This is a genomic window from Acinetobacter guerrae, assembly GCF_009372255.1.
GTDB lineage: Bacteria > Pseudomonadota > Gammaproteobacteria > Pseudomonadales > Moraxellaceae > Acinetobacter > Acinetobacter guerrae.
This window is the reverse complement of the sequence record NZ_LXGN01000008.1, coordinates 47,174-61,047: the sequence shown is the minus strand read 5'-3', so window position 1 is coordinate 61,047 and position 13,874 is coordinate 47,174. Positions and strand designations below refer to the sequence as shown.

Annotated in this window: 16 protein-coding genes; 10 read left to right on the top strand and 6 right to left on the bottom strand. The window is 38.9% G+C overall.

The features are described 5' to 3' along the window. Positions 1–207 (top strand): hypothetical protein (locus A7A69_RS16725; protein ID WP_206669004.1); only part of this gene is annotated, 207 nt, incomplete at its 5' end. A gap of 51 nt (positions 208–258) precedes the next feature. On the opposite strand, the gene A7A69_RS07170 is transcribed toward A7A69_RS16725, so the two are convergent. Continuing rightward, on the bottom strand, positions 259–963 hold the full coding sequence (locus A7A69_RS07170) for a hypothetical protein (RefSeq protein WP_152876743.1): 705 nt from the start codon (positions 961–963) through the stop codon (positions 259–261). 303 nt (positions 964–1,266) lie between these two features. Between A7A69_RS07170 and A7A69_RS07165 the strand changes: the two genes are divergently transcribed. Further along, positions 1,267–1,533: a PspC domain-containing protein gene (locus A7A69_RS07165; protein ID WP_120371344.1), complete on the top strand. Its 267-nt coding sequence runs from the start codon at positions 1,267–1,269 to the stop codon at positions 1,531–1,533. Positions 1,534–1,645: 112 nt separating this feature from the next. On the opposite strand, the gene A7A69_RS07160 is transcribed toward A7A69_RS07165, so the two are convergent. The 3 genes from A7A69_RS07160 to A7A69_RS07150 all read right to left on the bottom strand — a co-directional run bounded on the left by A7A69_RS07160 (position 1,646) and on the right by A7A69_RS07150 (position 4,231). Next, a complete protein-coding gene (locus A7A69_RS07160; RefSeq protein WP_151981241.1) occupies positions 1,646–2,746 on the bottom strand; it encodes an HPP family protein in 1,101 nt (366 codons plus the stop codon). A gap of 109 nt (positions 2,747–2,855) precedes the next feature. After that, positions 2,856–3,257, bottom strand: coding sequence for a lysozyme inhibitor LprI family protein (locus A7A69_RS07155; protein ID WP_152876741.1), 402 nt, complete (start codon positions 3,255–3,257; stop codon positions 2,856–2,858). Positions 3,258–3,268: 11 nt separating this feature from the next. Beyond that, positions 3,269–4,231, bottom strand: coding sequence for a CE1 family esterase (locus A7A69_RS07150; RefSeq protein ID WP_152876740.1), 963 nt, complete (start codon positions 4,229–4,231; stop codon positions 3,269–3,271). 177 nt (positions 4,232–4,408) lie between these two features. Between A7A69_RS07150 and glyQ the strand changes: the two genes are divergently transcribed. The 4 genes from glyQ (at position 4,409) to A7A69_RS07130 (ending at position 8,819) form a co-directional block, all read left to right on the top strand. Then, the gene (gene glyQ, locus A7A69_RS07145) at positions 4,409–5,395 is read left to right on the top strand and encodes a glycine--tRNA ligase subunit alpha (protein WP_152876739.1); all 987 of its coding nucleotides are present in this window, start codon (positions 4,409–4,411) and stop codon (positions 5,393–5,395) included. Next, the gene (glyS, locus tag A7A69_RS07140; RefSeq protein ID WP_152876738.1) at positions 5,395–7,464 is read left to right on the top strand and encodes a glycine--tRNA ligase subunit beta; all 2,070 of its coding nucleotides are present in this window, start codon (positions 5,395–5,397) and stop codon (positions 7,462–7,464) included. Before glyQ ends, glyS begins: the two co-directional genes overlap by 1 nt. A gap of 70 nt (positions 7,465–7,534) precedes the next feature. Next, positions 7,535–8,254: an adenylate/guanylate cyclase domain-containing protein gene (locus A7A69_RS07135; protein ID WP_152876737.1), complete on the top strand. Its 720-nt coding sequence runs from the start codon at positions 7,535–7,537 to the stop codon at positions 8,252–8,254. Next, entirely contained in the window at positions 8,247–8,819 is a 573-nt protein-coding gene (locus tag A7A69_RS07130; RefSeq protein ID WP_152876736.1) for a hypothetical protein, read from the top strand. The genes A7A69_RS07135 and A7A69_RS07130 overlap by 8 nt, the downstream gene beginning before the upstream one ends. Positions 8,820–8,881: 62 nt before the next feature. On the opposite strand, the gene A7A69_RS07125 is transcribed toward A7A69_RS07130, so the two are convergent. Further along, the gene (locus A7A69_RS07125; protein ID WP_152876735.1) at positions 8,882–9,769 is read right to left on the bottom strand and encodes a DMT family transporter; all 888 of its coding nucleotides are present in this window, start codon (positions 9,767–9,769) and stop codon (positions 8,882–8,884) included. Positions 9,770–9,873: 104 nt separating this feature from the next. Here A7A69_RS07125 and A7A69_RS07120 point away from each other — a divergent pair, with 104 nt between their 5' ends. From A7A69_RS07120 to A7A69_RS07110, 3 genes are all read left to right on the top strand, one after another. After that, positions 9,874–10,746, top strand: coding sequence for a LysR family transcriptional regulator (locus A7A69_RS07120; protein ID WP_152876734.1), 873 nt, complete (start codon positions 9,874–9,876; stop codon positions 10,744–10,746). A gap of 85 nt (positions 10,747–10,831) precedes the next feature. Next, on the top strand, positions 10,832–11,221 hold the full coding sequence (locus A7A69_RS07115) for a hypothetical protein (protein WP_120371336.1): 390 nt from the start codon (positions 10,832–10,834) through the stop codon (positions 11,219–11,221). A 184-nt stretch (positions 11,222–11,405) separates the two neighbouring features. Beyond that, on the top strand, positions 11,406–11,906 hold the full coding sequence (locus tag A7A69_RS07110) for a hypothetical protein (RefSeq protein ID WP_152876733.1): 501 nt from the start codon (positions 11,406–11,408) through the stop codon (positions 11,904–11,906). Positions 11,907–11,928: 22 nt separating this feature from the next. Here A7A69_RS07110 and A7A69_RS07105 read toward each other — a convergent pair whose 3' ends face one another. Further along, the gene (locus tag A7A69_RS07105; RefSeq protein WP_152876732.1) at positions 11,929–12,891 is read right to left on the bottom strand and encodes a 2-hydroxyacid dehydrogenase; all 963 of its coding nucleotides are present in this window, start codon (positions 12,889–12,891) and stop codon (positions 11,929–11,931) included. A 315-nt stretch (positions 12,892–13,206) separates the two neighbouring features. On the opposite strand from A7A69_RS07105, the gene A7A69_RS07100 reads away from it, so the two are divergent. Then, entirely contained in the window at positions 13,207–13,800 is a 594-nt protein-coding gene (locus A7A69_RS07100; protein ID WP_152876731.1) for a hypothetical protein, read from the top strand. The last annotated feature ends 74 nt before the right edge of the window (positions 13,801–13,874 follow it).

The window sequence follows — 13,874 nt, the reverse complement described above, 5'->3', positions numbered from 1 at the left end:
CTAAGCCTAGATGTTCTAATATATTATCAATATTGTGCAGCATGGTTTTTCGCTGTGGCTATTATTTATTTTCATATTAGAAAAGGGACCAGTTTAAATCTTGTCATTTTAAACTTTATTTTTAGCGTAAAACAAAATTTTAAATATAAGAGTATAATTTACAAAGAATTTTTAAATCTAAAAAAGGATGTTAAGATTAAAAATTAAACTAAACATCCTTAACTGATTAGCAAGACTCAAAGAGGCTACTTTTTTTATTTAAGGTTGATTCGATATTTCTGTATCGTAAATTCGTGTAAGAATATAAGCTTGTTGTGGCAAAATAAAATTGTCGCCTAACTGTTTACGATTCTGTCCATTTTCTGTATTAAGCGTTTTAGCCAAATTCATCTGTAAATGATTTTGATCCTTCGCAATAAAATAAAGATCTCCGCCTGCGGCAACACTCACCACCACTTCATGCTGAGTTTCATTTTTATTCATTGTCCAGTTATCATGCCGATACGATTTTGTGCTTTGACTGTCATCTACTTTCAAACGCCCTAAGCTCACGCGTTGCCGATAGGCTGAACCATCATCGAGAAGATTGACTATATAATCAATTTCTCCATGCTTGCGGTCACATCGAGCAAAAGGATCGATACATCGGATATGCGCGTGATAACGTCCTGCATATTTCAATGCTTCATCAGACAGTAAAGTTGACTTCTTTTCGGCAGAATTTGTTTCTATAGGTAAAGTTGCCTGTCCTGCGATATCCACCAATTTACTGCCCTGTTCATCATCAGTATTATGAGATAAGTCTTGTGATAAAGAGGATGTAGCCTCACGATCATGGGTGGAAATATCACGTTCAGACGAATGTTGCTCACATGCTGACAAACCTATACTCAAAAAAAGTACAAGCAGCAAACGTTGTTGCGTGATCGAGAGACCAACAGCGGAATTTTTTAAATAAAACATAGATAAGTATCTTTACCGTTTTCTTCCTATACTCAGGAAAAAACCGCTATATCATAAAGTTAAAATCATGATTATGTTTCGAATCTCATGATGAGAGATTGATATCATCCAGCAAAATCAGTTTCTACATGGAATTGCAGCAAGTTTATCTATTTCAGATTTTATTAAGTGATTTTGCTTACATAAAATAACGATTTTTTAGTTTTTTTACCTTTAAAGCGTTTGAATCTTCCCCATTTTATAAAGTACATGCCAAATAATATTTTGCGTATGTATTTACTTTTATTTGAGGAGATTTTCTGAATGGCCAATACTGGTTTATATCGTTCTAACCGACAAAATATAATCGCCGGTGTCATGGGCGGTATTGCTGAACGTTTTGGTTGGAATGCAAATTTATTACGCATTATTTTCGTAATTGTTTCTGTGATGAGTGCTGCTTTTCCTGGCATTTTAGTTTATTTAGTTTTATGGCTAATTATGCCAAAGAAAACTGAACGCCTGCAATATGAGCAGGGTTATCAACAACCTATCCGAACTGTACATCAAGAGGATCGAATTAGACGTTAATCCTCCACGCTATTTGACCTTGTTATTTTGGTCGCTACGATTGTGATCCCCTAAAATGCAATCGTAGCTTTTTTTTATTCATATTTTTCATCATATACAAAAAATTAAGCACTTACCTAATTTGATTAAGCTGTTGTTGTAACACAGCAATCATATCTGCACGGCTAATAATACCGATCAATATTTGATCCTGTACCACTGGAATATAATTAAAAGACTTTTCTACAAAATAAGGCACTAAGTCCCGAATAGGTTGTAATGGCGTAACGGTGACCACTTTACGGTTCATAATTTGTTTCACCAGATGTTCCCATGAAGCACGAGGATCTGCTGCTCGTTTAAACCACTCGACCACTTCATATAAAGCCAAAGTTCCAACGATACGACCATCGTCTTGAATGACAGGTAAACTCATCAAATTATTATGTTTAAATTTATCTAGCGCTTGATGAATATCATCATTTTCATTTAAGGTGATGACATCCTTGCTCATGATGTCTTGACATAGATAGTCTTTGCCCTGACGTTCATTGGCCCATTCCTGCGCTTCCAAAATAATCTTTTCCAGATCGTACTGGCTAATGTCCAATAACTCCGTATGCTCATCTAGTGCGCGTTGAATATCTTGTGGCTGAATGCTCACTTTTTGAGTGGGCGTTGGGTCTTTGGAACGCTCATTGACATGTTTGGGGTAAGGATAATGCCGTCCGATTACACGATTAAAAAATAAGGCAAATGCGAGCAATAACACGGAATTGAGCAAAACAGGATAAATAACAAAATTAAAGCCCAATTGATGAACAGTCTCCCCTCCTAAAACCGCAGTAATCGCAACCGCGCCACTAGGGGGATGCAGTGAGTCGGTCGTCATCATGAGGAAAATGGCCAATCCTACAGCAAAGCTAAATGCGCCTGTTAGGTCGGGAATCCACATCGAACAGGCCACGCCCACGATGCCTGCTATAGTATTTCCAATAACGATATTCCACGGCTGCGCCAAAGGACTTGATGGGACAGCAAACAATAAAACAGAGGATGCCCCCATCGGCGCGATATACCAAGCGTTGACTCCACCCAATACATACCAGCTAATCAGTGAAGAAATTGCTAAACCACATAATGCACCCATACCACACAATAATCGTTCTTTTACAGAAAGAACCTTAAAGTTGGGTTTTAAGGCTGAAAGCCAATCTTGTTGTATACCGCTCACCATTCACCTAGGTCTTAATCTTGCCTGAGTCGCAAAAAGTATAAGCGGATTTATCTTAAAAATGTATTTGTATTATATCTTAATAGAATCAGAAAATTTGCTCATGATTTTAATTGATGTATTCCTGCAATTGCTCTACCCGATGTTGATATTCAAGCATTGGACAAAATCCATACATTGGAGAACCTATATAATCCCCTGCATTTTGACATTCCTGATCGACATACTGTTTCCAAAGCCGTTGCGATTTCATGATTTTGTTATATCGTTCAGGATTTCCAGTTGTTTTGATCTGGTCTAGCAATTGTACAATCTGCTGTTCATAAAGACTTCGGGCGTGTTCACTACAGACTTCTACTACTGCGTTATTAATACTCGGCAAATGCTGCTCCCGTATTGTCTCATCCACGCATTGGCTATATAAATCTGGCTCAACAGGATTCTGCGCATTTGCAGTTTCTACCAAGAAAATTAGGCACAGTGAAAGTAAGCTATTTTTGAGCTTTATCATGTTTCCCTCCTTTAATGTGCATGTTGTTTAAAAAAACTCCAAACCACTTGAGTCGCATCAAATCCTTCATTTTCCTGATCGGCAGTTGGCCAGACATGTTGTCCTTGATCAACATCATAAAGTACAACATCTGCCTGACAGCCCAGATTTTTTTCAATATTGAAATGTGCTGTTTGCTCGATAAAGCCTTTTGTTTGACATTGATTGACCGTCTTCCAGTAATGCATCGCATAGGCAACCGATTGAAACGGTTGTTGCTGTGCTTTTGCAACAAATCGAGTCGGGCTTATTCCTCCCTGAAAAGGCACAACCGAATCTTTTTCACCATGAATAATTAAAATAGGCACTGCATCTTTTGCTGTTGCTTCATCTCCAAATAATGCACCTGACACGATTGCTACAGCAGCCAGTTGCCGCCCCATGTGGATGGCTAATTGATGCGTTAACATTCCCCCATTTGAAAAACCCACTACATAAATTCGGTGGGAATCAAGCAGAGCATGCTGCGATGCATCTTTTAAAACCGCTTGAATAAATTGAATATCATTTACCTGCTTCTGCATCGCTTGACCACAACAACCGTATGCATTCCATGTTCCCATTTTGCTATTTGCACCTATGCCTTGTGGCGCAACTAAAATAAAGTTTTGTTGTTGTGCAATGGCTTGCCAGCGTTTTAGCATTTGATTGGCATTGCCTCCTCCGCCATGTAATGCAATCACCACTGGGCGAGCAGATTGCCTTGCAGAAGATGGGATATATAATTGATAGCTGCGCTGCATACCATCAACTTGAAGATATTGTGATGATAGCGAAATGTTCTCAGTTGTTCTTTGCTCAATTTTTTGCTTTATTTTTTCTGCAAATGGCCTCTCTGCCAACCACGCAGCTTGAGCTGAATGGATATGCACAATCAGAGCAATAACAACAAATATCGCAAGCCATCGTTTAGATATTTTTCTGAAGTCGGCCATCTCGATTAACCTTTATGTTTATTTTTAGCTCTAATCTACGCCTAAATTCAGCAGAAAAGATGAAGTTCGATCTCTGCTATTTTTTATTCGCAAGAACTCGACAGAACCTTTGCCACTCCCCTTTAAAATCCTTATACTTGAACGCAATTTTTCTTTGATTTTATTAGTGGATGCACCATGAGTCGCGCCATATCGCATATTGATACCTTTCAGGGCTTAATTCTTGCCCTACAAAACTATTGGGCCGAACAAGGCTGCGTCGTTCTACAACCCTACGACATGGAAATGGGTGCAGGTACATTCCATACCGCGACCTTCTTACGTGCGCTTGGCCCTGAAACATGGAATGCCGCTTATGTGCAACCTTCGCGTCGTCCGAAAGATGGACGTTATGGTGAGAACCCAAACCGCTTACAACATTATTATCAATTTCAAGTGGTACTTAAGCCAAACCCAGACAATATCCAGCAGCTTTATTTAGACTCACTTAAAGCGATTGGAATTGATACTCTGACCCACGATATTCGTTTTGTAGAAGATAACTGGGAATCCCCAACTCTTGGTGCATGGGGCTTAGGTTGGGAAGTCTGGTTAAATGGGATGGAAGTGACTCAGTTTACTTACTTCCAACAGGTCGGTGGTGTTGAGTGTTATCCTGTCACAGGTGAAATTACCTATGGTTTAGAACGTCTTGCCATGTACCTGCAAGGGGTCGATTCAGTTTATGACTTGGTCTGGACTAAAGGTCAATTTGGCACAGTGACTTATGGCGATGTGTTCCACCAAAATGAAGTTGAACAATCGACCTATAACTTTGAATATGCCCCTGTCGAGAAATTATTTGAACTATTTGATTTTTATGAATCAGAAGCCGTTCGTTTAATTGACGCGAAACTGTCTTTGCCTGCCTATGAACAAGTGGTTAAAGCATCGCATACCTTTAACTTACTCGATGCACGTGGAGCAATTTCAGTCACCGAGCGTCAACGTTATATTTTGCGTGTAAGAACTTTAGCGCGTGCCATTGCGCAAAGTTATGTTCAGGCGCGTGCTGAACTTGGCTTTCCAATGGCAGAGCCACATTTACGTGATGAAGTTTTAGCCCAACTCAAAGCACAAGCAGAAAATGATGCAGCGAAAGCGCAAAAAGCGGAGAACAAATAATGAGTCAACATACGGTATTATTTGAACTTGGCTGCGAAGAGCTGCCCCCAAAAAGTTTAAAAACATTACGCGATGCCTTACAAGCAGAAACCATCAAAGGTTTAAACGATGCTGGCTTAAACTTTGCAACAGTGGAAGCCTATGCTGCACCACGTCGCTTGGCTTTAAACATTGTGGATGTTGATGGCGCTCAGGCAGATACACAAAAACGCTTTGATGGTCCTGCGCTTCAGGCTGCTTATGATAGCGAAGGCAAACCAACCAAAGCCCTTGAAGGCTTTATGCGTGGTCAAGGGATTGAGGCGGATCAAGTATCGACCTTTCAGGCTGGTAAAGTCGAAAAAGTGTGTTATTACAAAGACATCAAAGGTCAAAGCCTTGATGAGTTGTTACCAGATATTTTACAAACGGCGTTGGACAATTTACCGATTGCTAAACGCATGCGTTCTGCTGCAAGTCGTACCGAATTTGTCCGTCCAGTAAAATGGGTCGTATTGCTTAAAGATGATCAAGTCATTCCAGCCACGATTCAGGATCATTCAGCCAGCAATGTGACCTATGGTCATCGTTTCCATGCGCCTGAAGCGATCACTTTGGATCATGCCAATGATTATTTGACTGCACTTGAAAGTGCCTATGTGGTGGCTGATTTTTCAAAACGTCAAACCACCATTCAGCAGCAAGTGAAACAATTGGCAGATGAAGTGAATGCAACTGCGATTGTGCCTGACAACTTACTCGATGAAGTCACTGCATTGGTAGAATGGCCAGTAGCACTACGTGCCACTTTTGAAGAACGCTATTTGGCTGTTCCTCAAGAAGCTTTGATCACCACGATGCAAGACAACCAGAAATATTTCTGTCTAGTCAATAGTGAAGGCAAACTACAACCTTACTTCATTACCATTTCTAATATTGAATCGAAAGATCCAAATCAAATTATTGAAGGAAATGAAAAAGTAGTACGTCCACGCTTAAGCGATGCGGAATTCTTTTTCTTGCAAGATCAAAAGCAACCGCTTGCCAGTCGTAAAGACAAATTAGCCAATATGGTATTCCAAGCTGAACTTGGAACACTCTGGGATAAATCTTTACGTATTGCCAAATTGGCAAGCCAGATCGCGACATTAACTCATGGTGATCGTGCTGCCGCAGAGCAAGCAGGTCTTTTAGCAAAATGCGATTTGACCTCTGAACTGGTCGGTGAATTCCCTGAATTACAAGGTACTGCGGGAACCTATTATGCACGTTTGGAAGGTTTACCAAGCGAAGTTGCAGATGCGATTGCAGAGCAGTATTTACCACGTTTTTCAGGTGATGTTTTACCGCAAACTCAAACGGGTACTGCGCTTGCGCTGGCAGATCGTTTAGATACCTTGGTTGGTATTTTTGGCATTGGTCAAGCCCCAACAGGTTCAAAAGACCCTTTTAGTTTGCGTCGTGCTGCGATTGGTGTATTGCGTCTATTGATTGAAAAAGAGTTAGATTTGCCACTAGTTGAACTGACCAAAATCGCTTCTGAAAACTATCATGGCAAGTTACGTGAACCTGTCAAAGCGCAACATGAAGCATTGAACTTTATTGAAGCGCGCTATCGTGCCATGTATGAAGATCAGGGCGTTGCCATTGATGTGATTCAATCTGTTCAAGCGTTGTCTCCAAAATCTCCGCTTGATTTTGATCATCGCGTTAAAGCTGTCAATCATTTTAAAACTTTGCCAGAAGCACAAGCATTGGCTGCTGCCAATAAACGTGTTGCCAACATTTTGGCTAAAGAAGGTCAGATTGTCGGTGATGTGGATGCCTCGCTGTTAGTTGAAGATGCTGAAAAAGCGTTATTTGCTGCACTGCAAAGTGTGACACCAGTGGTACAACCTTTGCTTGAAGCACATAACTATACCGATGCGCTGTCGCAACTGGCTTCTTTACGTTCGCCAATTGATGCGTTCTTTGACAACGTGATGGTGATGGCAGAAGATCCAAAGCTCAAAGCCAATCGCTTGCGTTTACTGGCGCAGTTACGTGGTTTATTTACCGCAATTGCGGATGTGAGTATGTTGCAGGGTTAAATCTTTAAAATTATTGATTTTTTAAATAAACCTCGCTATAAATTAGTGGGGTTTATTTTTGGAATAACTAATGGAAGCAAACTATAAAGAATATGATTTTGAAAAAAGTCGTGAAAGAATTGATGAAATCTTAAATGCTTCTGAAAATAATTATCTTGAAAGTAATCAAATACCGAGCATTGATAACTTAACATACACAAATGGCTATCATATCAATTGTTCTGCCTTATTTATTGACATACGCGGTTCAAAAGAATTAGCAACAAAACATCAAAAAAAGGTTTTAGCAAAAATTTATAGAGCTTATATTTCAGAACTTGTTGCTTTACTTAATGGAAATCCAAATATTAGACAAATCTATATTGAAGGTGATTGCGTCTGGGGTGTATTCAACACAGAAACTAAAGATCAAATCGATAAAGTTTTTCAAACTGCTTATGAAGCTAATTCATTAATTCAAACACTTAATATAAAACTAAAGAAAAGGTCCTACTCTCAACTTAAAATAGGTATAGGATTACATTATGGACAAGCATTAGTTATAAAAGCTGGCTATAAAGGAAGTGGTATTAATGAAGTTACATGGATTGGTGAGCTTATTGGCAAAACAGCACAATATTGTAGTTACGCCAGTAAAGGATACAGGAAAACTATTATCTTATCTGACGTGTTTCATCAAAATTTAAATGAACATAATAGAAATCTTTGTCAAAAAGTAAGTTATACGGATTACTATGAAGGTGACGTTGTTAGTACCTATATGAATAATTGGGTACAACAAAATGGATAAATCCACTTTTTTACAGTCTGCCATTCAAGACACTCAACAAAATATCCGTGCTATTGATTTTAAAATTGGAGCATTGCTAGCAGGGTGTATTGTTCCATTTCCACAAATTAGAACTATTTATGAGTTTTTAAGTTCCAACGGAATTTGGTGGCAACAAGGTTTAGCTTGGATTATTTTTTCAATTTGGCTAATTGCTGTTTTAATTTTATTAGCGGCACTTTCAGCTATTGATAATCCTAGTAAGCATATTAATGATGGTTATGCCCAAAAAGGCACCTATTACGGGGGTGGAATTTTTAAATTTAATGTAATTAATGGATTCTTACGCACAGATATTCGCACTAATAAAACTGTATTAAATTATTCTAATGAATTAGATGATCTTAATTTTCCATTTATAAATGAACTTGCTTTTGAACATCTAAAATTAATCTATATTCGTGATTTAAAATTATTTAGGCTCAAGTTTGCGGTAGGCTTGATTGCTTGCTTAATTTTTCTTGGATCAATTTCATTCCTTGTAACACCAAATGTAAAAAAAATAGAAGTACAAAATACACAATGACATTATGAAAAAAATTCGAATTATTACTGCCAGTTGTTATATTTATCTGGCTAATAGTAATTTTATTTCACCCAATTCATCCACCCAATACTGCCCACGATCATCATGCCGCCGATCAAAACATAAATCGACGGTCGTTCACCTAAAAACAATATAGCAATAGTCATCGCCACCAAGGGCGTACAGTACAAATAATTTGAAGCCTGCATTAAGGGCATATGTTTGAGTACATAGCCCCAAAGAATATACGCCAAAGCACTCGGGAAAAGCCCCAATAACAGCACCGCAATATTTGCCTGCCAGGTCGCCTGTTGGATTTGCACAAGCACATCAGGGCTATAAAACAATAAAGGCAGAGTGCCAAACCAGACGACATAACACATCATACTGATCGAGTCATAAGGAAGATCAAATTTTTTATAAAGAACAAAATAAATGGCCCAACACATTGCTGCCAAAAGAATCAGAACACTATGGACATTCGGCAAAATCAAACCCCGATCACCACTGACCACTAAAGTTGCACCGATAAACCCGACTAAAATGCAAATACTTTGTTTGAGAGAGATTTTATCTTTAAAAACGAATGCTGAGATCATCAGCGTAAATAATGGAATCGATTGACTTAAAATACTTGAAGCCGTTGCCGTAACATACTGCTGTCCTGTATTAATCAAGACATGATGCAAAGTCACAGAAAAAAGCCCTAAGATTAAAAATAAAGGAAGATCCTGTATTCTAGGTACTATTACTCCCTTTTGCATTGCAATCATCCCTAAAACAGCAGAAGCAATGACGAAACGTAACAGCGCAATATGTTCGGGCGAATAAGACAATAGAGCAGTATGTACGCCCACGGGTGAATAACCCCAACACATCACCACCAAAGTAATATAAAAATAGAGTTTGAGTTGTCGATGGTTTAAAAATGAAATGGCGAAGTGATGCATCGAAGATTACCAGATAAGGTCTTTGTTGCATCATAAAGCGATAGATGATTGAGTAAAATTAACTTATATTGAGCTTATCATTCATTTTTATTCAAGTATAAAATATGGATATCCAACAACTTAAAATGTTTCGAAGCATCGTGGAATGCGGCAGTATGGTTCAAGCTGCGACCAAGTTGCATTGTGTTCCGTCGAATATTACGATCCGCATAAAACAGCTAGAAGCAGAACTAAAAGCCCCTTTATTTCTACGTGAAGGAAAAACCCTTAAACTCACTGCTTCTGGTGAGATTTTTCTGGAATATAGTCAAAAAATTTTGGCGTTATGCGATGAAGCTAAGCGTAGTATTCATCCTGATGCAGCTCCATCTGGGCCATTAAGAATTGGTGCAATTGAATCTTCAGCAACGACTCGCCTACCTCGTTTATTGGCTCAGTATCATCAACTGTACCCTGATGTTTCGATTCAAATCACGACAGGAACATGGAAACAGTTATTACAAGATGTGGTTCAACATAAACTAGACGGCGCGATTGTAGCTGGACAAATTCAGCTACCATTACTACATAAGCTTGAAATTTATCAGGAAAATATGGTGCTGATTGCACCAACATCGATCGGTGAAATTCATTGTCAGGAAGATTTAATCGATCGGGAAATTTTTATGTGGACTGAAGGTTGTCCTTATCGTGCAGCACTTGAGGAATGGCTTAAATTAAAAAACCTGTCCTTACCCATGACAGGCATTACCAGTTATGCCACGATTATTGGTTGCGTGAGTGCTGGTTCTGGCGTTTCTTTAGTTCCCCAAAGTATTTTTGAACAATACAAAACCATGACCAATATTTGTGGTTATCAATTTACACAACTGAGTTCTATGCAAAATCAGTTTTTTTGGCATCAAAATGTTCAACATCATAAAGCCAGAGATGCTTTTATTGAGTTATTAAAGACAGAATTTTCAAATAAAAAATAGCTTATTTTTTCACTCATTACTCTAGCTGAATGGGCAAATATGGTTATACTTATAGCCAATAACAACACATGTAAGCAATTAAATGATGAAACTTAAAACTCTTTTTTTAGTAACTGCTACCTGTTTAACAATCACAGCGTGTTCTACCACTCCCCCTCTTCCAGAAACCACTGTTGGAGTCGTTGAAGAAGTCACAAACATTAAAGCATTTCCTGATACCAAAAATAATAAGGCCAAATTGATCAAACTGGGTGATCATTGTAATATTGAATTTACAGGTATTATGGATTCGGCTCGAGCACGTGAAAACTGGGTATTTAAAGGCAATACCTTAATTTCGGCAGGAACTGTAATCGTTGCTAAAGATGGAACCAGTTCTGCTAAATCTTTTGACCTGTATGACAAACAAGTTCAAGCAAACTTCCTTTCACTACGTGACAATTTCAAAAAAGAAAATGTTGCTGCGTGTGAATAAGCTTTTCTATTTTGCCCTTAACACGAATTAGGGGCAAAATCCGTTCAATTTCTAATTCTTATTTTTTCTCCTTGACTGTATATGGCTTGTAGCAAGCTGTATCAGTTTGATCTCTTTTATTCTTAAATTTTCATATTCCCGCTAAGATAGCCGACACAATAGAATCAAGAAAAAGGATTCCTAAATGTTCAAGCATGCTATTTATTGTGCAACGCTCAGTCTGGTTGCGATTCTACCGATGTCTGCCAATGCAAATGAAAATACGACATCTTCTTCAGATCAGCCTAAAACTATGCCTTATGGGGATAATCCCAATATTTTTCGCGTACTCACCTATAAAACTGGGCAAAGCATTAGTCGTTTAGGTCATTCAATGCAACGGGGCGCAGATAAATCTTCGGAAAAAATAAGTGAAAAATGGCAAGAAACCAAAGCATTTGGAACAGAACAATCTCAGGTAGCCAAAGAAAAAACCAGTGAAGCCAAAACTTACACTGAACAAAAGTGGCAACAAACTAAAGATGCAGTTGTGGGTACAAATGGCGGTACAGTTCCCATTGAACAAGGCAATTTAAGTCAATCCTCAACAGGACAACCAACCGCTGCACCAGCCTCTGCTGCTCCTGCAAGCGCAATTAGCCCAACAACATCGGCTGCGCCACTTCCAGAAAGTGCGAATCCTTAAACATTTTAGTTATCAACATACTTTAGGCATTGACCTGACGTAAAATTTGCCCTGAGATAAATCCTTGCACATTTTCAGCCAATTGCTCCACCATACGCTGTCTGGATTGAACACTTCCCCATGCAGAGTGTGGGGTAATGATTAAGTTAGGAAGATTTGCATCTAGCAAAACATTGCCATCTTTGGGTGGTTCGACACTGAGCACATCAGTAGCAGCACCCGCAATTTCTCCTTGTTTTAAAGCATGAACCAGATCAGCTTCATGCACAATGCCACCACGCGCACAATTGATCAAAAAAGCCGAGTTTTTCATTAACTTAAATGCATCTGCATTGATGAGATTTCTTGTGTCTTCTGTCAGTGGACAATGCAAACTTAAAAAATCCACTTTTGGCAATAACTCATTCAGCTCTAAACCATTTTTATGTTTTGGTCGGTTGGGTAAATTTGCAATTAAAATCTGCATACCAAAGGCTTGTGCCAAACGTGCAACTTCTTGCCCTAACTCACCATACCCCATAATGCCTAAGGTCTTTCCAGAAAGCTCAAGAATAGGATAATCCAGAAAACAAAATTGGGTGGATTGCTGCCAACGTCCTTGTGTCACGGCACGATCATAACGAATCAGTGACGTTGCCAAGGCAAGCATCAATGTCAGAGTATGCTGCGCAACAGAGGCAGTGCCATAACCCTGACAATTACATACCACGATTCCCTGTGCTTTAGCTGCCTGCAAATCGACGTTATTGGTGCCTGTTGCAGAGATCAGGATTAATTTTAGTTGAGAAAGCTGTTTAATCGCCTCTGCATCGATCATGATTTTGTTACTAATGGCAACTTCAACATGGCTTAGTCGTTCGACCACCTGTTCTGGTGTGGTGCTTGGATATAACTGAAGCTGACTAAAGCAGCCTTCTAATGAACTAAAATCCAGATCGTCCATATCCAATGAAGCATAATCCAAAAATGCGGCAGTTAAATTCATCATGCACTCTTTTGTAAATTCTCTAATTAAAATTGAGGAGCCGTTTTGTAAAATACGGTTCAATCCTTTGCTAAAGCACATACGACTATCTATCTGAAATAGCAATGCGTCAAGGTGATTTTTATAACGATTCTTTATGCCATTTTTTTGTTCAAAATGATGTTTTTACGGCTCTTCACAATTTCTCCTTCACTTTATAGGCGTTGTTAAATGCTTGTAACATTTTTCAATCATCTCACCAAATTGATCAATTAGTGAATATGATAGCAACGTCGAGCACCATTCAACTGAGTGGATTCACAAAAGGAAAGAAAAATGAAAATGATGAAAACCGCGATTTTAACTGCAAGTATTTTAGCTTCTGCGACTGTATTTGCAGAAAGTGCCTCTATTAATGCTGGAGCCAATGCTCAAGTAGAATCTGGTGGCTTATTAAATAGTATTGGAAATGGGGTAAAAAACGGTGTAAGCAGTACCACACATGCCGTTCATTCGACAGCAGTTAAAGCAACTGATGCAACGATAGGTGCTGGAAGTCATGTCGCACATAAGACACATGATGTAGCAGTAAGTGCTAAAGATAAAACCGTAAATGCCGCAGAGAAAGTAGGTGATAAAAGCGAACAAGCTTGGCAAGACACCAAACGTGGAACCCAAAAAGCCGTGAATAAAACTGAAAAATTTACAGCTGAGCAAAAGGCCAAAGCTAAAGCAGACTGGGCAGCCATGAAGAATAATTCAAATGGCAATCAAGGTATCAATGCGCAAACGCAAACAGGTGTAAAAGTAGGTTCTGTCAATGCCAATGCGGGCGTTGCTGCCAATGCCTCAAATCATAATATTGGTATTCAGAGTCAAGCAGGTATTGAAAGACAACCAACCAATAAACAAGCCTCTACAACAAACTAAATATGACATTGTATAGGATAAAAAAGGGACGATTCATCGTCCCTTTTCTGCATCCATATTGAATTAAATCCATC